Source organism: Curtobacterium luteum, assembly GCF_014646995.1.
In the GTDB taxonomy this organism is placed as follows: domain Bacteria; phylum Actinomycetota; class Actinomycetes; order Actinomycetales; family Microbacteriaceae; genus Curtobacterium; species Curtobacterium luteum.
The window spans coordinates 95,860-116,620 of record NZ_BMOI01000004.1 but is presented as its reverse complement, the minus strand read 5'-3'; the positions used below and the strand labels follow the sequence as shown (position 1 = coordinate 116,620).

The window sequence follows — 20,761 nt, the reverse complement described above, 5'->3', positions numbered from 1 at the left end:
CGTCCGACCGGCCGCGAGCCCAGAACACCGAGGTAACGCCTTGTTCGAGTCGACCGACTTCGTCGCCCTGCAGGATCCGGACGTCATCGAGGGGCTCGACCATTGGCGCACGCTCCCGATCAAGCAGCAGCCGACGTGGCCGGACCCCGCCGCCGCCGAGGCCGCCTCGGCCGAGATCGCGACGCTCCCGCCGCTCGTGTTCGCGGGCGAGGTCGACAAGCTGCGCGACCGTCTCGCCGCCGCGGCCCAGGGCAAGGCGTTCCTGCTGCAGGGCGGTGACTGTGCGGAGACCTTCGCCGGTGCCACCGCGGACTCCATCCGCGACCGCGTCAAGACCATCCTGCAGATGGCGGTCGTGCTCACCTACGGCGCCTCGATGCCGGTCATCAAGATGGGGCGCATGGCGGGCCAGTTCGCCAAGCCCCGCTCGAGCGACTTCGAGACCCGCGGCGACGTCACGCTGCCGGCCTACCGCGGGGACATCGTCAACGGGTACGACTTCACGCCGGAGAGCCGGCAGGCCGACCCCCGTCGTCTCGTGCAGGGCTACCACACCGCTGCGTCGACGCTGAACCTCGTGCGCGCCTTCACGCAGGGTGGCTTCGCCGACCTGCGTCAGGTGCACTCGTGGAACAAGGGCTTCGCGTCGAACCCCGCGAACGCCCGGTACGAGCACCTCGCGAAGGAGATCGACCGCGCCATCCGCTTCATGGACGCCTGCGGTGCGGACTTCGACGAGCTGAAGCACGTCGAGTTCTACGCCTCGCACGAGGGGCTGCTCATGGACTACGAGCGCCCGATGACCCGGATCGACTCCCGGTCCGGCCAGGCCTACGACACGTCCGGGCACTTCATCTGGATCGGTGAGCGCACGCGTGACATCGACGGTGCGCACGTCGACTTCCTGTCGCGCGTCCGGAACCCGATCGGCGTCAAGCTCGGCCCGACCACCTCGGTCGACGACATGAAGGCCCTGGTCGAGAAGCTCGACCCGAACCGCGAGCCCGGCCGCCTGACGTTCATCACCCGCATGGGTGCCGGCAAGATCCGCGACGAGCTGCCGAAGCTGCTCGAGGCGATCAAGTGCATGGACGCGAACCCGCTCTGGGTGACCGACCCGATGCACGGCAACGGCCTGACGACCCCGACCGGCTACAAGACCCGCCGCTTCGACGACGTCGTGGACGAGGTCCTCGGCTTCTTCGAGGCGCACCGGGAGGTCGGCACGTACCCGGGCGGCATGCACGTCGAGCTCACCGGCGACGACGTGACGGAGTGCCTCGGCGGCTCCGAGCACATCGACGAGGCCACGCTCGCGACCCGGTACGAGTCCCTGTGCGACCCGCGGCTGAACCACCTGCAGTCGCTCGAGCTGGCGTTCCTCGTGGCCGAGGAGCTCGGGGCGCACCCGCACACCGCGCGCTGAGCGCGGCGCGCGCCGCGCGCTGAGCGCGGCGCGCGCTACGCGCGGCGCGCGTGCCGCGCGGCGCCGCCGAGTCTCGCGGTGAGCGACCGTTTTTGCGCTCGTGGGCACGAGACCCGTCGCTGTGAGCGAGTCTCGCCCCAGCAGGCACGAGACTCGCCTCGCCGCGCGTGCGCGCGTGCGTACCGGCCGGGAGGCGCGGTGCGGGCCCGCGCCGCGCCTCCCGGCCGGTGGGTGGTCCGGTCGCGCACGCGGCCGCGGGCACGAGTCTCGCGGTGAGCGACACGTCTCGCGCTCGCGGCCACGAGCAATGTCGCTGTCTGCGAGACTCGGCGCAGCGCACGCGAGACTCGGCGCAGCGCACGCGAGACTCGGCGGCGCCGCGCCCCTACTGCTCGTAGGCGAGGGTGATGGTGTCGCCGCGGTGCACGGTGGTGCCCGCGGGCGGGTCCGTCCCCGTCACCGGGAGTGTGGCCTTCCAGTCGTAGAAGCCGCACAGGATGTTCGTGCAGTCCGGGACGGAGACCTTCAGCCCGAGGCCCTCGAGGGTGCTCGTCGCGTCGTTGATCGTCTTGTCGTGGACGTCCGGCAGCTGGATCGGCGCCGGCCCCCGCGACACGACGACGTCGACCGCCGAACCCTGCACCGCGGGGTCGTCGGCGACGCTCGCGGAGATGATCTGGCCCTCGGGCACCTGGTCGTCGTACTTCTGGTCCTGGGAGCCGAGTCGCAACCCGACGCCCTCGAGCGTCGCACCGGCCTCGTCCACCGTCTTGCCGACGACGTCGGGCACCGGTCCGAGCGACACCGTGAGCGTCACCGTCCCGCGCTCCGCGTAGGTGGTGGCCGTGCCGAGGTCGACGGGCCCGGAGGCGTCGCGCCCGGTGGCGGCGATCACGGTGTCCTTCGCGGCGTCGGCCGAGAACTGGTAGCGGTTGTCCTGCAGTTCGAAGTCGTCGTCGAGCGCGGCCGTGACGGTCGACTCGGGCTGCCCGATGATGGCGGGCAGCGTGATCATCCGCGGCCCGTTCGACACGACGAGCTGCACTGCGGTGCCCTTCTGGACCTCGCGCTTCGCCGCGGGCTTCGTCGCCGAGACCTCGCCCTTCGCGATGACCGCGTCGAAGCGGCGCGCGGTGGTGGCGGCCGTGCGGAGTCCCTGGGCCTCGAGGAGCTGGCGTGCCTGGGTGACGCTCTTGCCCGCGACCTCGGGAATGCGGACGTTGCCGAGCGGACCGGGGCCGTACACCCACCCGATCGTGCCCGCGACGAGGGCGAGCAGGACGATGACCGCGAAGACGATCCACCCGCGCTTCCGGCGCTTGGCCGACTTGTCGGCGAGGCGCTGCGCGGCGGGGGAGAGGGCGCCTGGCTGCGAGCCCGTCCGCCGGGGTCCGGGCTGGTTGCGACCACGACCGACGGGTGCGGCGCCTGCGGACCGGTCGATCACGGTGGTGGCGTCGGCGGAGTCGTCCTCCGGTGCCGAACCGACCGACGACGGCGTGCGTGCGGCCGGGCCCTCGGAGGGCAGGATCGCGGTGGCGTTCTCCGGCCGGAGCACGGCGGTGCGGTACTGCCCGGTCGCGCGCTGCAGCCCGCCGGACATGTGGTCGAGCATCTCGCGGGCGTCCGCCGGCCGGTCACCTGGGTTCCGAGCGGTCGCCCAGGCCACGAGCTCGTCGAGCTCGGGCGGGACGCCGGGGATCGACGCACTCGGCGGCGGCACGGTGTCGTTCGCGTGCTGGTACGCGATCTGCATCGGCTGGTCGCCCTTGTACGGCTGCTCGCCGGTGAGCATCTCGTAGAGCATGATGCCGAGCGCGTAGATGTCGCTGCGGGAGTCCGCCGCACCCCGCGTGACGAGCTCGGGGGAGAGGTAGGCGATGGTGCCGAGGAGCGCGGCGCCCGTGGCCGTGTTCGCCGTCGTGGCGCGGGCGAGACCGAAGTCGCCGAGCTTGATGCGGCCGTCGTCGGCGAGCAGGACGTTCTCGGGCTTGAGGTCGCGGTGCACGATCCCGGCGCGGTGGGCGGATGCCAGCCCGGCGAGGACGGCGCGGAGGATGTCGGTCGCCTGCTCGGGCGTCAGGGCGTGGTGTTCCTGGAGGAGGTCCCGCAGGGTGATGCCCGGGATGTACTCCATGACGATGTAGGCGGTGTCGTCCTCGGCACCCTGGTCGTACACGCCCACGAGGTTCGGGTGCGACAGCCGTGCGGCCGAACGGGCTTCCTGGATGAAGCGTTCGCGGAACGCCTGGTCGTCGGCCAGGTGCCCGTGCATGATCTTGATCGCCACGCGGCGCTCGAGTCGGACGTCGGTCGCGAGGTAGACCGTCGCCATGCCGCCGCGGGCGATCCGCGAGCGCACACGGTACCGGCGGTCGATCATGCGACCGATCATCGGGTCCGTGGCGTTCGTGGTCATCTGCGGCATTCTACGAATCCGGACCGCACAGGCCCGCCGTGACGCTCCGACCGTTACCCGATCTCGATCTCAGGGATGAGACTGCCGGGTCGACGGCGCCGCGGTGGGGGCAGGCCGGCGTGGCCGATCGAGGGCGTCAGAGCGAGGCGGGCCAGGTCTCGGCGGGGCCGCCCCACTTCGCGTACGCCGTGGGGTAGGCCGAGACCTGGACGGCCTGGGCGGCGTCGGTGACGCTCATCGAGGACCAGCCGCGCACGTCGAGCAGGCCGCGCGTGCGCCCGGGGTTGCCGAGGAAGAACCGCTTCGCGGCCGTCGCCGGGTCCTGCAGGGACGCCTTGCTGCCCCAGCCCTGGCTCGGGCGCTGCTGGAACAGGCCGACCGAGTCGCGGTCGCCGTCCGCGAGGTTCCGGAGGCTCGACTCCTGCATCGCGGCGGCGAGGGCGACGACGAGCCCGCGCTGCGGCACGCCGAGCGACCGGCCGACGCTGACGATCGTCGCCGCGTTCCGCCACTGCTCGGCGCTCAGCGTCGTGGAGGATCCCTGCACCGAGGTGGACACCGCAGCGCCCGTGGGCGCTCCCGGCAGCACGAGGGTCTTGCCCGCGTAGATGGTGCTCGTGTAGCTCAGGCCGTTGGCGGCGAGCAGCGCCTTCACGGAGACGTGGTGCTCGGCGGCGATCGACGCGATGGTGTCGCCGGTGCTGATCTTCACGCTGCCGCTCGACGCGGTCGCCGTGCTCGTGGACACCTCCGGTCGCGGGGAGGACGGAGCCGCCTGGTGCGCGGACGGCACCCGGAGGGTCTGCCCGGGGTAGATCACGCTGCGCTGCGAGAGGTTGTTCGCGCCGAGCAGCGCCGACGTCGACACGCCGATGCGCGCCGCGATGCCCGAGACGGTGTCCCCGGAACGGACGTGGTAGCTGCTCGTGGTGCTCGTCGACGTCGTCGTGGCGGTCCGCGCGGGCGCCCGGTGCACCGCGGGCGCGTTCGTCAGGTGGAGCGTCTGGCCCGGGTGGATGATCGTGTTCCAGCCGAGGCCGTTCCGCACCAGGACCTCCTGCGCCGACAGGCCGTACCGGGCCGCGATGCCCGAGACCGTGTCGCCCTGACGGACGGTGTAGGTCGTCGGCGCCTGGGAGACCGCGGCCACCGTCGTGACCCGCGTCGTGGCCGGCCGCGCGACGGCGGTGCTGAACACCGGCCGGTCGCCCTCGTTGCGGTCCTGGTCGACGTGGCGCTTGTTCCCCGCGCCCTCGTCGTCGTGCCGGGGCTCGGCGTGGGCGACGGGGCCGGTGAGGCCGGCCGTCACCGCGATCGTGCCCGCGAGGACGATGGGCACGGTCGCGAAGCGGGCCGATCGAGCGCGGCGGGCGGCCTCGTCTGCAGCGTTGTCCACGGTGGTCTCCTGTCCTCGGTGAGCCGCGCGCGCGTGTGCGCACTCACAGGTGGCTCCACGCTGACACGGGCTGAGTCCCAAGTCAACCAGAGAGTCGGATGTTGCGCGTGTGACTCGTGTGACGAGCGAGGTGCGTGGCAGGACCCCGTCGCTCTGGCAACATGGGGCGGGTGAGTCCTGCACCCACTGACGACGCGACCCTGTCCGAACGCTGGCTGACGGTCCCCGACCTCGTCGACCTGCTCGGCGTGACCCCCGGCCGGATCCACCGGCTCTTCGAGCAGAAGACCCTCCTGCCTGCGCGGGTGGACGGCGTGCTCAAGGTGCCGAGCGAGTTCCTCGACGGCACCGAGCCGCTCCCGGAACTCCGGGGCACGCTCATCGTGCTCGGCGACAACGGCTTCTCCGACGACGAGGCGGTCCGCTGGATGCTCGCCGTCGACGACGCCATCGGCGACTCGCCGATCAACGCGCTCCGCGCGGGCCGCAAGGCCGAGGTCCGCAGGATCGCCCAGTCGCTGCTCTAGTGGCGACCCACTGACGGACTGGAGGCGCGGTGCGGGCCCGCCCCGTGCCTCCCGGCCGTCGACCGACCGCGTCGACTACGCGACGCGGCGGATGACCGTGTCGGCCAGCGACGCGAGCTGCTCCCGCGCGGACGGGGTGAGCGGTGCGGCGTCGAGCGCTGCCTTCGCACGCTGCACGTGGCGGTCGATGGACCGCTCGACCGCGGCGACGGCACCCGAGTCGGTGAGGGTGGCGCGGAGCATCTGCACCTGACCCTCGTCGAGGTCCGGGTCGCCGAGGAGCTCGTCGAGCAGCTGGCGCGGACCGGGCGGGAGGGTCTTGCGGGCGCTCGCGATGAGGACGGTGCGCTTGCCCTCGCGGAGGTCGTCGCCGGCCGGCTTGCCGGTGACCTCGGGATCGCCGAAGACGCCGAGCATGTCGTCGCGCAGCTGGTAGGCCACGCCGAGGGGGAGTCCGAACGAGCGCAGGCCCTCGAGCTGCGACTCGCTCGCCCCGGCGACGAGCGCGCCGATGACGAGCGGGGCCTCGACCGAGTACTTCGCCGACTTGAAGACGATGACCCGCTGGGCCCGGAGCAGGTGTTCGCTCTCGTCGATCGCGGGCCAGGCGGTCTCCTCGTGCACGTCGAGGTACTGCCCCGCGGTGACGTCGAGACGCATGGCGTGGAACTCCTGACGGACGATGCGCGCCCGTGCCGGGTCGAGGAGCGCGAGACCCTCGTCGAACACCGCGTCGCTCAGGGAGAGCAGCAGGTCGCCGAGCAGGAGCGCCGAGTTCGTGCCGTACTGCGCGCGGTCGCCCGTGAAGCCCGAGTCGCGGTGGAGCGCCTCGAACCGACGGTGCACGGCCGGGCGGCCACGACGGGTGTCCGACCGGTCCATGATGTCGTCGTGCACGAGGGCCGCGGCGTGGAAGACCTCGAGCGCAGCGGCCACGGTGACGATCGCTTCGGCGGTGGTCTGGCGGGAGCCCTCGGCCAGCGGGTCGAACGAGCCGGACCGACCGGCGACGGACTGCCAGCCCCAATAGCAGAACAGGGCTCGGAAGCGCTTGCCGCCGGACAGCAGGTCCCGCGCGTACTCGTCGAACGGGGCGAGGTCGGGGCTGATCGCGAGGAGCCGTTCACGCTGCTCGTCGAGGGCCCGTTCGATCCGTGCGGAAACGAGGTCCACTAATCGCGTACTCTCAGCCACACTCCCTACCCTAGTGGAGCGGTCGGGACGTAGAATCGGCCAACCAAAACCTTGCGTCGATCCCAAGAACAAGAGGGAACACAGATGCCACTCTCGGAGCAAGAGCAGCGCCTCCTCGAGGAGATGGAGCGCAGCCTCTACCAGAACGACTCCGACTTCGTCGCGCGCGTGACGCGGCGCCAGGGCCGTCCGACCTACACGTCGATCGCGCTCGGGGTGCTGGCGGCTCTCGCCGGCGTCGCCGTCGTCATCGTCGGGCTGGTCATCCGCCAGCCGCTCATCGGGATCCTCGGGTTCGTGATCATGCTCGCCGGCGTGTTGTTCGCGCTGCGGCCGGGCATGCGCGCGCCGAAGGCGAAGCCGGGTCGGACGCCGAAGTCCCCTGGTTCGCGGGGGTCGCGGCCGTCGTCGTCGGGCGGGTCCTTCATGGACCGCATGAACGAGCGCTGGGACAAGCGCAACGAGCAGGGGCAGTAGCTCCTCCACACGCCTCCACGGGGTCGGTCCTTCGGGACCGGCCCCGTTCTGCGTTCCCGGGGTCCGCCCGTCCTCGGCTTCGGTCTCGGGGCCCTGGGTCGGGGTTCGTCGGGTTGGTAGGGGCTCGCTGCGACGCGCCGGAGTGGGTTGGTCGCAGGACGTGCCGCGTGCGGGGCGCACTGGTCGCACCGATCGTCGGGCTGCTCCGAACCTGAGCGGCAGGTTCCGCGACCAGCGGCGGCGTGGGTCGAGTGTGGCGCGTCCGGGGCGTCCGGGGCGTCCGGGGCGTGCGGGGCGTGCGGGGCGGGGGCGTGCGGGGCGTCCGGCGGAGGGGTCGCGACACCCCGCGCGCGTGCTGTCGGGCGGTCGCGACGTGTCGCTCTGGGCGCGGTCGGGCGACGGCTCGTGACCGGCCGGCGGGGTGCGGGCGGGGTGTCGTGACCGGCCGTGGGCGATCGGAGGTGCCCGGCCGATGGGTCGCGACACCCCGCGCGCGTGCTCTCGAGCGGTCACGACGTGTCGCTCTGGGCGCGGTCGGGCGACGGCTCGTGACCGGCCGGCGGGGTTCCGGCGGGGTGTCGTGACCGGCCGCGGGCGGGACGAGCTGCCGGACGCCGCGGCCGGACGCGACCCCTCGCCGGACGTGAGCGGCGTGGCGAGGCCGAACCGCGCCTCCTGACCGCCACCGGGCTGCGAATCTCCTCCACTTCCCTCCACGCCCTCCTCGCCGTTCCACATCCCCGGGAATCCGGGCATCACAGCCGCAGAGCGCCGCGATCCACCCCGCCCCGACCGCCCCAGAACGGGGCACGAGGGCGATTTCGGGAGCGGAATCATGGCCGCGGGGAGGGGAGTGGAGTAAAGTGGGGCTCGCAACGGTCCGGTGGAGCGGAGGGGAGGCCCGACGTGCTGCTCGGTACCTACGCCCCGAAGCTCGACGAGAAGGGTCGCGTGATCCTCCCCGCCAAGTTCCGGGACGAGCTGTCCGGGGGGCTCGTGATGACCCGCGGGCAGGAGCGCTGCGTCGTCGTCTTCAGCGCGGACACGTTCGAGGAACTCCACGAGCGCATCCGCACCGCTCCGATGACGTCGAAGCGCACCCGGGACTACATGCGTCTGTTCCTCTCCGGAGCGAGCGCGGAGCAGCCCGACAAGCAGAACCGCGTCACGATCCCGCAGAACCTCCGCGACTACGCGGGGCTCGAGCGGGACCTGACGGTCATCGGCTCCGGTGACCGCGCCGAGATCTGGTCGACCCCCGCGTGGGAGGCCTACTACGCCGAGGTCGAAGAGGGCTTCGCCGACAACGACGAGGAGGTGATCCCGGGGATCTTCTGATCCGCGGATCGGGACTCCCAGCCGTGGTGCCCTGACGTCACTTCCCCGACGTCAGGTCGCATGGATGGGGATCCGGACCCGTGGCCCGGAAGGCACAGGGGCTGACATGGCCGATGCGACCGAACCGAACGACCAGCGGGAACGCTTCCCGCACACGCCGGTGATGCTCCAGCGCATCGTCGACCTGTTCACGCCGACGCTCGAGGGACCGGGCAAGGTCGTCGTCGACGCGACCCTCGGCATGGGCGGCCACTCCGAGGGGCTGCTCGAACGATTCCCGGAGCTCACCGTGATCGGCCTCGACCGCGACACCGACGCGCTCGGCATCGCGGGCGACCGGCTGGCCCGCTTCGGCGACCGCGTCCGTCTCGTGCACACCGTGTACGACGGCATCGGCGAGGCGATCGAGGGCGAGGGCTTCACCGAGGTCGACGGCGTCCTGTTCGACCTCGGCGTCAGCTCGCTGCAGCTCGACCGGGCGGAGCGGGGCTTCGCGTACAGCCAGGACGCCCCGCTCGACATGCGCATGGACCGTACCGAGGGACAGACCGCGGCCGACGTCCTCGCGACCTACGACGAGGGCGAGCTGCGCCGCATCTTCCAGCGCTACGGGGAGGAGAAGCTGGCCGGCCGCTACGCCCGGGCGATCGTCGAGCGGCGTGCGACGAAGCCGTTCGAGATGTCGGGCGACCTGGTCCAGGTGCTGCACGATGCGACGCCGGTGGCGATCCAGCGCCAGGGGCACCCGGCCAAGCGCGTCTTCCAGGCCCTCCGCATCGAGGTGAACGCAGAACTCAGCGTCCTGGAGCGGGCGATCCCGGCGGCGCTCGACGCCATCGCGGTCGGCGGTCGCATCGTCGTCGAGTCGTACCAGTCGCTCGAGGACCGCATGGTCAAGCGCGAGCTGGCGGCCCGCACCACCTCGAGCGCCCCGGCCGGCCTGCCCGTCGAGCTGCCCGAGCACCGCCCCACGTTCCGCCTCGTCGTGAAGGGCGCGGAGCTCGCCGACGAGGCCGAACGGGCCGCCAACCCCCGAGCCATCCCCGTGCGCCTGCGCGCGGCCGAACGGATCCGGAAGTGACATGAGCACGAACCTCGCACTCGTCGACCCCGTCGTCCCGTCCAGCGCGCCCCGCCCCGCACGGCAGGACCGCCCCGAGCTCGTCGAGGTCGCCCCGAGCAAGGCGCAGCGCCGGGCCCGTCCCCGGATCGCGTACGCCGTCGTCGCGGTGTCGGCGCTCGGCGTGCTGCTCCTCGCGCAGCTCGGCATCAGCATGGTGCTGAGCCAGGGCGCCTACACGCTGAACTCCCTCGACGCGCAGCAGACCAAGCTCGCACGGACCCAGCAGTCGCTCTCCGAGGAACTCCGGGTGCTCGACTCGCCGCAGAACCTGGCGCGGAACGCCCAGGGCCTCGGCATGATCGCGAACTCCACGCCGGTGTACCTCGACCCGAAGACCGGTCGCGTGTACGGCACCCCCACCCCGGCGAAGGCCGACGAGGGGACCGCGAGCACGCAGAACCTCGTGCCGAACTCCCTGCTGCAGGACGTGCCGCTGGTCACGAAGGACGCGAGCAAGGACGGCACCGCGACGGACGGCACCGCGAAGGGCAGCACCGCGAAGGACGGCACCGCGAAGGACGGCGCGGCGAAGGACAGCGCGGCGAAGAACGACGCCACCGCGACGGACGCTGAGAAGACCAGCGGCGCCAGCGCGTCGGACGGGGCATCCCCGAAGTCCTCCGTAGAGTCCGACCCGAACCAACTGCAGGCACCCACCACCCGGTGATCAGCGGGCTGGGGCCGACCACCGCCCGGTGACCGACGGGCCGGCTCGGCCACCGCTCGGTGACCACGGCTGGTGCCGACCACCCGGAAGGACCGCGCCGCGTGACGAAGACGATCCGCAACCGCCGACTGCGCTACAGCGTCGTCATGATCGCCGTGATCGCGCTCGTGGCGGTGTTCGTCGTCCGGCTCGTCGACATCCAGGTGGTGCAGGCCGCCGACCTCGACAAGGCGTCCGAGGCGAAGCGGAGCATCCCGGTCACCGTCTACGGCGACCGCGGCGCGATCGTCGACCGGAACGGCGTCGAACTCGCCGACAGCGTCACGCGGTACAACATCACGACGGCGCCGCGGCTGGTCTCGAAGTTCCAGGGCAAGCTCGGCGGCACACGGGTCAAGCACGTCAGCGTCGACACCGCGTTGGGCGCCCTCGTCGAGGCCTCCGGGGGTGACCTGAAGACCATGCGGCAGAACATCGCCGCGGATCCGGAGTCGGACTTCGCGTACCTCGTCAAGGGCCTCGACGTGAAGCACTACGAGGCGGTCGTCGCGCTGCAGATCCCGTGGGTCTACGCCGTGCCGCAGTCCGCCCGTGTGTACCCGACGGGCGCGACCACGGGCAACGTCACCGGCTTCATGGGGACCGACGGTGCCCAGGCCGGCCTCGAGTACGCGTACGACAAGTGCCTCGCCGGCACGAACGGGTCGCAGACGTACGAACGCGGCGCGGACGGCGTCCAGCTCCCCGGTTCGACCGTGACGACGAAGCAGGCGAAGGACGGCGGCACGCTCGAGACGACCATCGACAGCGACCTGCAGTACATGGCGGACCAGACGATCGCGTCGGCGGCGAAGCAGCTGCAGGCGCAGTCGGCGACGGCGACGGTCACGAACGCGAAGACCGGCGAGCTGCTCGCGGTCGCGGACTGGCCGACGGTCGACCCGAACAACGTCGACGGCACCACGGACAAGGGTGCCTTCGGGTCCCGCGCGATCACCGACACGTACGAGCCCGGTTCGACGATCAAGGCCGCGATCGCCGCCGCGCTCATCGACCAGGGGAAGTCGAGCCCGACGGACGGCACCACCGTCCCGTACTCGCGCACCTTCCCGTGGGGCGGCTCGATCCACGACGCCGAGTACCACGAGACCGAGAAGCTCACGCTCACCGGGATCCTGCAGGACTCCTCGAACGTCGGCATCACCGAGCTCGGTGAACGTCTGACGGCGCAGCAGCGCTACGACTACATGAAGAAGTTCGGCCTGTTCGAACCCGAGTCCGCGATCGACTACCCGGGCCAGCCGGGCATGCAGTACGGCTCCAGCCCGCAGTGGGACGAGCAGACCGGCATCAACTCGATGTTCGGCCAGGGCATCTCCACGACCGCGCTGCAGGTCGCCAGCATCTACCAGACGCTCGCGAACCAGGGTGTCCGGATCCCGCTGCACTTCGTCAAGGGCTGCGTGACGGCCGACGGCAAGACGATCGACGCGCCCGACGTGCAGCCCGAGCGCGTGGTGTCCGCCAGCGCCGCGCAGCAGACGGTCGGGATGCTCCAGAGCGTCGTCCGCGGCGGCACGCTCAACGGCATGGAGCCGATCTCGGGCTACAACGTCGCGGCGAAGACCGGCACCGCCGAGGTGGCCGAGGGGTCCGGTGGCTACGGCGGTCAGCGCATCATCTCGGTGGCCGGAATGGCACCCGCCGAAGACCCCCAGTATGTTGTCACGGTGACGTTCACGAAGCCGCAGACGAGCAAGTTCTCGTCCGGAGCGGCTCCGGCGTTCCGAACCCTCATGTCCCAGGTGCTCGAGAAGTACCGAGTAACCCCCTCCGCGTCCGAGGCGAAGCTGTACCCGTCCACGTGGTGAGGAAGAAGGAGCACTTGTCCGCACGGATCCCCCCGGTCCTCCGACCCGAACACCCCACCCCCCGATCGGTCGCCGAACTGGCGAACGGCTTCGGGCTGCGCGTCGTCGGCTCGGTCGACGGCGTCGAGGCCACGGGTGTCACCCTGAGCGCTGCCGAGGTGCAGCCCGGTGACCTGTTCGTCGGTGTGCACGGCGCGAACCGCCACGGAGCCCAGTTCGCGACCGAGGCCGCCGAGCGCGGTGCCGTCGCGGTGCTGACCGACGCGGACGGCGTCGCCCTGGTCGAGCCGTCCGGGCTCCCCGTGCTCGTGGTCGACGACCCGCGGGCCGCGCTCGGCGACGTCGCCGCGTGGGTCTACCGCACCCACCCGGACGAGGCCAGCGACCTCCCGCAGCTCTTCGCGACGACCGGCACGAACGGCAAGACGAGCACCTCCTACATCCTCGAGGGCGTCCTCAAGCAGCTCGGGCTCGTCACCGGCCTCAGCTCCACGGCCGAGCGGCACATCGGCACGCTCAGCGTGACCAGCCGGCTCACGACCCCGGAGGCGAGCGAGATGCACGCCCTCCTCGCCCGCATGCGCGAGGCCGAGGTGCGCGCGGTTGCCGTCGAGGTCAGCGCGCAGGCGCTCAGCCGGCACCGTGTCGACGGCATCGTGTTCGACGTCGCCGGGTTCACGAACCTGTCGCACGACCACCTCGACGACTACGCCGACATGGAGGAGTACTACCAGGCCAAGCTGCCGCTCTTCCAGCCCGAGCACGCCCGTCGCGGGGTCGTCTCGCTCGACACCGACTGGGGCCAGCGCGTGGTGCAGGACTCCCGCATCCCGGTGACGACCATCACGGTGCACCCGGACGTCGAGGCCGAGTGGCACGTCGACATCGTCGAGGCGCACGCCGCGTACACCGAGTTCCGCCTGACCGGGCCGGAGGGACGCGAACTCACGACCCGTGTGCCGCTCATCGGTTGGCACATGGCCGCGAACGCCGCGCTCGCGATCGTCATGCTCGTCGAGGGCGGGTTCGAGCTCGGTGCCATCGCGCACGCGCTCGAGTCGAACCACCGCCGCTACCCGGACGAGGACGAGCGCGAGCAGCGCGACGAGCCGACGAGCGCGATCGAGTGCTACCTCCCCGGTCGCACCGAGCGGGTCTCCGGCGAGCACGGCCCGAGCGTGTACGTCGACTTCGGCCACAGCCCCGACGCGTTCGAGAACACCCTCGCGGCGGTCCGCCAGTTCACCCCCGGCAAGGTCCTCATGCTGTTCGGCGCTGACGGCGACCGCGACACGACCAAGCGCCCGGACATGGCCCGCGTCGCCGCCGCCGGCAGCGACATCCTGATCGTCACCGACCACCACCCGCGCTTCGAGGACGCCGCGTCGATCCGGAAGACCCTGGTCGACGCCGCGCGCGAGGCGTACCCGGACCACGAGCTCTACGAGGTGAGCCCGCCCGAGGCCGCGATCCGGAAGGCCGTGGGCCTGCTCGGCGAGGGGGACTCGATCCTCTGGGCCGGCCCGGGACACCAGGACTACCGCGACATCCAGGGGGTGCGCACGCCCTACTCGGCCCGCGACGAGGCGCGACAGGCCCTCCGCGAAGCCGGTTGGGAACCGAACAGCGGCCCGCAGGAGGAGACGCGATGATCGCCATGACCCTCGCCGAGATCGCCGCCGCGGTCGACGGCGAGCTCATCAGTGGTGCCCAGGAGGCGGACGTCGCCGACCAGGCGGACCTCGTCGTCGACGGGTCCGTCGAGACCGACTCGCGCCTCGTCGGTCCGGGCAGCGTCTTCTTCGCCCTCCCGGGCGAGGTCACCGACGGTCGCCGCTTCGTCCCCGCCGCGACCGAGGCCGGCGCAGCGCTGATCGTCACGCCGGAGCGCGTGGACACCACCGCGCCGCAGATCGTCGTCACCGACGGGTACGCCGCCCTCGCCGCGCTCGCGCACGACGTCGTCGCCCGGGTCCGCGCATCGAGCGCGGACCGTGTCGACGCCGAGGGCCGCCCGGCCCCACTCCGGGTCGTCGGCATCACGGGCTCGAACGGCAAGACGAGCACGAAGAACATGCTCGCGACGATCCTGCCCACGCAGGGCGAGACGATCGCGCCGAAGGGCTCGTTCAACAACCACGTCGGCGCACCGATCTCGATGCTGCGGATCACCCACGACACCCGCTTCCTCGTCGTCGAGATGGGGGCGAGCGGCAAGGGCCACATCGCGAAGCTCGTCTCGATCGCCGAGCCCGACGTCGGCGTCGTCCTCAAGGTGGGCCTCGCGCACGCCGGCGAGTTCGGCGGGATCGAGGCCACCCAGAAGGCCAAGTCCGAGATGGTCACCGACCTGCCGGAGACCGCGACCGCCCTCCTCAACGTCGACGACGACCGCGTCGCCGCGATGCGCGGGCTCACCCGTGCCCGCGTCGTCGGCTTCGGCACGTCGGCGGACGCCGACTACCGCATCACCGGCATCGAGACGGACCGCAGCGGCACCCGCTTCACGCTGACCGGGCCCGCCGCCGACCAGCCTGGGCCCACGCCGCCGGTCCCGGATCGACGCGCCAGCGGCGAGCCGGCCGTGCCGGTGGGGAGAGGCACGGATCACCTCGGCGAGACCGCCGACGTCCGCCTCGCGATCATCGGGGAACACCACGCGATGAACGCCAGCGCGGCGCTGACCGTAGCGAACCTGTGGGGCGTCCCGCTCGCCACCGGCGCCGAGGCGCTCGCGTCGATGACGCGGGCCGAGCGCTGGCGCATGGAGATCCTCCCGGGTGGACCGGAGGGCGTGACGGTCATCAACGACGCGTACAACGCGTCCCCGGACTCGACCGCAGCGGCGCTTCGCACCCTGGCGCAGATCGTGCGTCCGGGGGAGCGCGCCGTGGCCGTGCTCGGCGAGATGAGCGAGCTCGGCGAGTTCGCGACGGAGGAGCACGACCGGCTCGGCCGGCTCGTGGTCCGGCTCGGCATCGGCCAGCTCGTGGTCGTCGGCCGCGGCGCGATGCCGATCCACCAGGCCGCCACCCTCGAGGGATCGTGGGACGGCGAGTCCGTGTTCACCGAGGACGTCGACGAGGCCGTCCGCACCCTGCAGGCCATGCTCCGCCCCGGCGACGTGGTCCTCGTCAAGTCCTCGAACTCCGCCGGACTGCGCTTCCTCGGAGACCGACTCGGAGGAGTCACCGAATGATCGCGCTCCTGGTCGCCGGCGCCGTGTCGCTGGTGTTCACGCTGCTGCTCACGCCGCTCTTCATCAAGCTGTTCCACCGGCTCGGGTGGGGACAGTTCATCCGCGACGACGGCCCGCAGTCCCACCACACCAAGCGGGGGACCGCGACGATGGGCGGCATCGTCCTCATCATCGGCGCGGTGCTCGGGTACTTCGTCGGGCACCTCGTCGGGCGTGACTCGGTGACGCTGTCCGGCCTGCTCGTGCTCTTCCTGATGGTCGGGCTCGGGTTCGTCGGCTTCGTGGACGACTTCCTCAAGGTGCGCCGGCAGCGGAGCCTGGGGCTCGGCGGGTGGGCCAAGGTCCTCGGTCAGGTGATCGTGGGCGTGATCTTCGCCACCGTCGCCCTCGTGGTGCCCTCCGGCAACGGCAAGCCGCCCGCGTCGACGATGATCTCCGCGATCCGCGACGTCCCGTGGCTCGACTTCATGGCGCTCGGCACCGTCATCGGCACGATCCTGTTCCTCGCGTGGATCGTGCTGCTCACGGTCTCCACCTCGAACGGCGTGAACGTGGCGGACGGCCTCGACGGCCTCGCGACCGGCTCGAGCATCCTCGCGATCGGGTCATACGTGATCATCGGGTTCTGGCAGTCGAACCAGCAGTGCGGCAGCCCGCGGCTCGACGAGAGCTCCGCGCACGCCTGCTACACCGTGTCGAACCCGCTCGACCTCGCGGTCGTCGCCGCAGCCGTCGTCGGTGGCCTGATCGGCTTCCTCTGGTACAACACGTCCCCGGCGCAGATCTTCCTCGGCGACACCGGGTCCCTCGGCCTCGGCGGTGCCCTCGCCGGCCTCGCGGTGCTCAGCCGCACCGAGCTCCTGCTCGTCCTCATCGGTGGCCTGTTCTTCATCGTCACCGGGTCCGTGATCCTGCAGCGGGCGTACTTCAAGATCACGCACGGCAAGCGCATCTTCCGGATGAGTCCCCTGCACCACCACTTCGAGCTGAAGGGGTGGGCGGAGGTGACGGTCGTGGTCCGGTTCTGGATCATCGCCGGTCTCTGCGTCGTCGGCGGTGTCGGACTGTTCTACCTGGAGTGGATCACCCGTGTCGGCTGACGCGTCGGCGCCCACCCCCGCTCGCCTCGCCGGTCTCGACAGCTGGTACGCCGAGGGCTGGAAGGGTCTCCGCGTCGCCGTGCTCGGCCTCGGGTCGACGGGCTTCTCGGTCGCGGACACCCTCGTCGAGCTCGGCAGCGAGGTCTCGGTGTACGCCCCGGACGGTCCCGCGGACACGGTCGAGCTGCTCGACGTGATCGGGGCCCGCTTCGAGCGCACGCCGCTCGACGCCGTCCCCGAGGCACTGGTGGCCCAGGCGCCCGACGTCGTCGTGGTCTCGCCCGGCCTGCCGCCGCACAACCCCACCGTGCAGTGGGCGACCACGAACAGCACGGTTTGGGGTGACATCGAGCTCGCGTGGCGTGTTCGCGACAAGGTCGTCCGCGGCCCGGTCGCCGCGCCGTGGGTCACCATCACGGGCACGAACGGCAAGACCACCACCACCCAGCTGACGACCGCGATGTTCGAGGCCGCCGGGCTGCGGGCGGTGTCGTGCGGCAACATCGGCGTGCCGGTGCTCGACGTCGTGCGCGACCCGGACGGGTTCGACGTGCTGGTCGTCGAGCTCTCGAGCCACCAGCTGCACTACATGGCCGACGCCGGCGACGGTGCGGTCGTGCCCCTCGCGAGTGCCTGCCTCAACATCGCGGACGACCACCTCGAGTGGCACGGGTCCGCCGAGGCGTACCGCGCGGCGAAGGCGAAGGTCTACGAGCGCACGGTGATGGCGTGCGTCTACAACACCACCGACGAGGTCACCCGCGGCATGGTCGAGCAGGCGGACGTCGTCGACGGGTGCCGGGCCGTCGGGTTCACCCCCGGAGTGCCCGCACCCGGTGACGTCGGCGTCGTCGAGGACGTCCTCTGCGACCGCGCCTTCACCGAGGACCGCCGGTCGAGCGCGCTCGAGCTCGCGACCCTCGCCGACCTCGAGGTCGCCGGTCTCGCGAGTCCCCACATGACCATGAACGTGCTCGCCGCGGCCGCCCTCGCCCGTGCGGCGACGGTGCAGCCCGCAGCGATCCAGCAGGCGGTCCGCGGATTCCGCGCCGACCACCACCGCACCGAACTGGTCGCGAGCGCCGACGGCGTCACCTGGGTGGACGACTCGAAGGCGACGAACCCGCACGCCGCCACCGCGTCCCTGGCGTCGTTCGACACCGTCGTGTGGATCGTCGGCGGCCTGTTCAAGGGCGTCGACATCGACGGGCTCGTGGCGCGGTTCGGCCCCGGTGTCCGCGGCGTCGTCGTCATCGGCACCGACCGGCAGCCGGTCCTGGAGGCATTCGCGCGACACGCGCCGTCGGTCCCGGTCCTGCAGGTCGAGGCATCGGACACTGATCAGGTCATGCCCGAGGCGGTCCGGCATGCCGCATCGGTCGCGAGGCCGGGCGACACGGTCCTCCTCGCCCCGGCTGCGGCGTCGTTCGACCAGTTCGACTCGTACTCCGACCGGGGGCGTCGGTTCGCGGCGGCGGTCCACGAGCACCTGGGAGGAAACGGCGATGGCGGACCTTCCGGCGAACGGCACTAGCGGCGCGACGACGGGTGCCGCACGCGGCGCGACGACGGGTGCCGCACGCAGCGCGACGACGGGTGCCGCACGCGGCGCGACGACGGGTGCCGCACGCGGCGCGATGACGGGTGCCGCACGCACCGGGCGTGCGACCGACACCGGCGCCTCCGGGCGGCGTCGTCCGCAGGGTGCCGTGGTCGCGGTGAAGAACGTGTTCGTGGCCGAGTCCGCGACGTTCTACACGATCCTCGGCGTCACACTCTTCCTCGTCGTCTTCGGCGTCGTGATGGTGCTGTCCTCGTCGAGCGTCGAGCAGTACGCCGCCACGCACGACTTCTTCGGAGCAGCCTCGCGCCAGGGCCTCTACGCCGTGCTCGGTGTGCCGCTCATGCTCATCGCGAGCCGCGTCCCCTCCCGCGTCTGGCGGAAGTGGGCCATGCGGATCTTCGGCGCCGCCCTCGCGCTGCAGCTGCTCGTCTACGCGCCGCTCGGCATCGAGGTGCAGGGCAACCGGAACTGGATCGGCATCGGCTCGTTCACCGCGCAGCCGTCCGAGGCCGTGAAGCTCGGCCTCGCGCTGGGCGTCGGCGCGATCATGTACGTCAAGCGCGACAAGCTCGACAACTGGAAGGAGCTGTTCGTCCCGATCGGGATCGCGATCCTCCTCCCGCTCGGCCTCGTGCTCCTCGGGGGCGACCAGGGCACGGCGATGATCATGCTCATCCTCGTGCTGGGCGCGCTCTACATCGGCGGCGCCCGGGCCAAGCACCTGCTCGCCGTCGTCGGCGCGATCGCGGTCGCGCTGCCGTTCGTCACGATGTCGTCCTCGTCGCGGTCGTACCGCATCAGTGCCTGGCTCTCCGGCTGCACCGACTCGAACCAGTACCAGGACCTCTGCTGGCAGCCCGTGCACGGCATGTGGGCGTTGGCGTCCGGCGGGGTCTTCGGCGTCGGGCTCGGCAACTCGAAGGCCAAGTGGTCCTGGCTGCCCGAGGCCGACAACGACTACATCTTCGCGATCATCGGCGAGGAACTCGGACTCATCGGCGCGGTCGTCGTGCTCGCCCTCTTCGTCGTGCTGGCGATCAGCATGATCAAGGTGATCCGGCAGAGCCGCGACCCGTTCGTGAAGACCGTCACCGGCGGCATCCTCGCCTGGATCATCGGCCAGGCCCTCGTCAACATCGCGGTCGTCCTGGGGCTGCTGCCGGTCCTCGGCGTCCCGTTGCCGCTCATCTCCGCCGGTGGTTCGGCGCTCATCATGACGCTCGTCGCGATCGGCGTGGTGCTCTCCTTCGCGCGTGACCTGCCGGGCAAGCGGAACGACGACGCCGGCCTCGACCCCGGCACCACCCTGCGCGCCGGGACCACCTCGTCCCCGCGCGGCACACGCACGAACGGAGCCCAGCGGTGAGCCGCTACCTCTTCGCCGGCGGCGGCACCGCCGGTCACGTCAACCCGTTGCTCGCGGTCGCCGACCGGCTGACCGAGCGCGACCCGGACGCCGAGGTGCTCGTGCTCGGCACGGCCGAGGGCCTCGAGTCGCGCCTGGTCCCGATGCGCGGCTACGAGTTGCTGACGATCCCGCGCCTGCCGTTCCCGCGCAAGCCGAACGCCGCAGCCCTGCGCTTCCCGGGCGCGTTCGCGCGCGCGGTGCGCCGCACGGAGCAGATCATCCGTGACCGGGACGTCGACGTCGTGCTCGGCGTCGGCGGCTACGCGGCCGCGCCGGCGTACATCGCGGCCCGTCGCACCGGGACCCCGATCGTCGTGCACGAGCAGAACGCGAAGCCGGGCCTCGCGAACCGTCTCGCCGCGTTCCTCACCGAGCACGTCGGCGTCACGTTCTCGAACACCCGGCTCCGGCACGGCCGGGTCGTCGGCATGCCGCTGCGGCGCGAGGTCGAGTCCCTCGACCGCCGGGCGGCCCGGGCCGAGGGGCTCGCCGAGTTCGGTCTGGACCCGGACCGTCCGGTGCTGCTCGTGACCGGTGGCTCGTCGGGCGCGCGGAGCATCAACCGCACGGTGAACCGCAGCGCGGCGGCGATCGTCGGTGCGGGGTGGCAGGTGCTGCACGTCGTCGGCGCGAAGTCGGACATCGGGCCGAGCGACCTCGACGGGTACCACGTGCTGCCGTACTGCGACCGCATGGACCTCGCGTACGCCGCGAGCGACTTCGTGGTCTCCCGGTCCGGCGCCGGCATGGTCTGCGAGCTGACCGCCGTCGGCCTCCCGAGCGTCCTCGTGCCGTACCCGGTCGGCAACGGCGAGCAGCGCCACAACGCGAAGGACGTCGTCGACGCCGGGGGAGCGGTCCTCGTCGCCGACGAGGAATTCGACCAGGACTGGGTGACGTTCCAGCTCCTGACGCTCCTGCAGGACCGTGCCCGCATCGCGAGCATGGCGGTCCGTGCGGGCAGCGTCGGACACCGCGACGGCGCCGACCGGATGACGGACCTCGTGCTCGACGCCGCGCGGAACGCGACGACCGACGCCGCGCGGAACGCA

15 protein-coding genes and 2 pseudogenes are annotated in these 20,761 nt (G+C 71.7%); 13 read left to right on the top strand and 4 right to left on the bottom strand.

The window, feature by feature from the left end:
* Window positions 1-40: 40 nt before the first annotated feature.
* Window positions 41-1,426 (top strand): class II 3-deoxy-7-phosphoheptulonate synthase, encoded by a 1,386-nt coding sequence (locus IEY20_RS06405; protein WP_188888977.1) that lies wholly within the window; start codon window positions 41-43, stop codon window positions 1,424-1,426.
* Between the two features lie 385 nt (window positions 1,427-1,811).
* On the opposite strand, the gene pknB is transcribed toward IEY20_RS06405, so the two are convergent.
* Both pknB and IEY20_RS06395 read right to left on the bottom strand, forming a co-directional pair.
* Entirely contained in the window at window positions 1,812-3,845 is a 2,034-nt protein-coding gene (gene pknB / locus IEY20_RS06400) for a Stk1 family PASTA domain-containing Ser/Thr kinase (protein ID WP_175329649.1), read from the bottom strand.
* 136 nt (window positions 3,846-3,981) lie between these two features.
* Window positions 3,982-5,241, bottom strand: coding sequence for a LysM peptidoglycan-binding domain-containing protein (locus tag IEY20_RS06395; protein WP_229727916.1), 1,260 nt, complete (start codon window positions 5,239-5,241; stop codon window positions 3,982-3,984).
* Between the two features lie 170 nt (window positions 5,242-5,411).
* Between IEY20_RS06395 and IEY20_RS06390 the strand changes: the two genes are divergently transcribed.
* A complete protein-coding gene (locus IEY20_RS06390; RefSeq protein ID WP_229727915.1) occupies window positions 5,412-5,768 on the top strand; it encodes an Rv2175c family DNA-binding protein in 357 nt (118 codons plus the stop codon).
* 75 nt (window positions 5,769-5,843) lie between these two features.
* On the opposite strand, the gene IEY20_RS06385 is transcribed toward IEY20_RS06390, so the two are convergent.
* A complete protein-coding gene (locus tag IEY20_RS06385; RefSeq protein ID WP_175329650.1) occupies window positions 5,844-6,962 on the bottom strand; it encodes a polyprenyl synthetase family protein in 1,119 nt (372 codons plus the stop codon).
* A gap of 84 nt (window positions 6,963-7,046) precedes the next feature.
* On the opposite strand from IEY20_RS06385, the gene IEY20_RS06380 reads away from it, so the two are divergent.
* The 4 genes and pseudogenes from IEY20_RS06380 to ftsL all read left to right on the top strand — a co-directional run.
* A complete protein-coding gene (locus tag IEY20_RS06380; protein ID WP_022904578.1) occupies window positions 7,047-7,439 on the top strand; it encodes an SCO2097 family morphological protein in 393 nt (130 codons plus the stop codon).
* Between the two features lie 906 nt (window positions 7,440-8,345).
* The gene (mraZ, locus tag IEY20_RS06375) at window positions 8,346-8,777 is read left to right on the top strand and encodes a division/cell wall cluster transcriptional repressor MraZ (RefSeq protein WP_022904577.1); all 432 of its coding nucleotides are present in this window, start codon (window positions 8,346-8,348) and stop codon (window positions 8,775-8,777) included.
* A 106-nt stretch (window positions 8,778-8,883) separates the two neighbouring features.
* Window positions 8,884-9,858: a 16S rRNA (cytosine(1402)-N(4))-methyltransferase RsmH gene (gene rsmH / locus IEY20_RS06370; RefSeq protein ID WP_022904576.1), complete on the top strand. Its 975-nt coding sequence runs from the start codon at window positions 8,884-8,886 to the stop codon at window positions 9,856-9,858.
* Between the two features lies 1 nt (window position 9,859).
* Window positions 9,860-10,219 (top strand): annotated as a pseudogene (gene ftsL, locus IEY20_RS17475) (cell division protein FtsL); the annotation flags it as partial.
* A gap of 189 nt (window positions 10,220-10,408) precedes the next feature.
* Here the strand turns inward: ftsL and IEY20_RS17420 are convergent.
* A pseudogene (locus tag IEY20_RS17420) lies at window positions 10,409-10,543 on the bottom strand (hypothetical protein); the annotation flags it as partial.
* 125 nt (window positions 10,544-10,668) lie between these two features.
* Between IEY20_RS17420 and IEY20_RS06360 the strand changes: the two are divergent.
* The 7 genes from IEY20_RS06360 to murG form a co-directional block, all read left to right on the top strand.
* A complete protein-coding gene (locus IEY20_RS06360; RefSeq protein WP_175329651.1) occupies window positions 10,669-12,438 on the top strand; it encodes a peptidoglycan D,D-transpeptidase FtsI family protein in 1,770 nt (589 codons plus the stop codon).
* Between the two features lie 14 nt (window positions 12,439-12,452).
* Complete coding sequence (locus IEY20_RS06355; protein WP_175329652.1) at window positions 12,453-14,090, top strand: Mur ligase family protein; 1,638 nt, start codon at window positions 12,453-12,455, stop codon at window positions 14,088-14,090.
* Entirely contained in the window at window positions 14,087-15,637 is a 1,551-nt protein-coding gene (locus IEY20_RS06350) for a UDP-N-acetylmuramoyl-tripeptide--D-alanyl-D-alanine ligase (protein WP_175329653.1), read from the top strand. Before IEY20_RS06355 ends, IEY20_RS06350 begins: the two co-directional genes overlap by 4 nt.
* Window positions 15,634-16,737 (top strand): phospho-N-acetylmuramoyl-pentapeptide-transferase, encoded by a 1,104-nt coding sequence (mraY, locus tag IEY20_RS06345; protein WP_175329654.1) that lies wholly within the window; start codon window positions 15,634-15,636, stop codon window positions 16,735-16,737. Before IEY20_RS06350 ends, mraY begins: the two co-directional genes overlap by 4 nt.
* On the top strand, window positions 16,727-18,271 hold the full coding sequence (gene murD, locus IEY20_RS06340; RefSeq protein ID WP_175329655.1) for a UDP-N-acetylmuramoyl-L-alanine--D-glutamate ligase: 1,545 nt from the start codon (window positions 16,727-16,729) through the stop codon (window positions 18,269-18,271). The genes mraY and murD overlap by 11 nt, the downstream gene beginning before the upstream one ends.
* Window positions 18,243-19,667 (top strand): putative lipid II flippase FtsW, encoded by a 1,425-nt coding sequence (gene ftsW, locus IEY20_RS06335; RefSeq protein ID WP_229727913.1) that lies wholly within the window; start codon window positions 18,243-18,245, stop codon window positions 19,665-19,667. The genes murD and ftsW overlap by 29 nt, the downstream gene beginning before the upstream one ends.
* On the top strand, window positions 19,664-20,761 hold a 1,098-nt coding region (murG, locus tag IEY20_RS06330; protein WP_188888975.1), incomplete at its 3' end, for an undecaprenyldiphospho-muramoylpentapeptide beta-N-acetylglucosaminyltransferase. The genes ftsW and murG, both read left to right, overlap by 4 nt.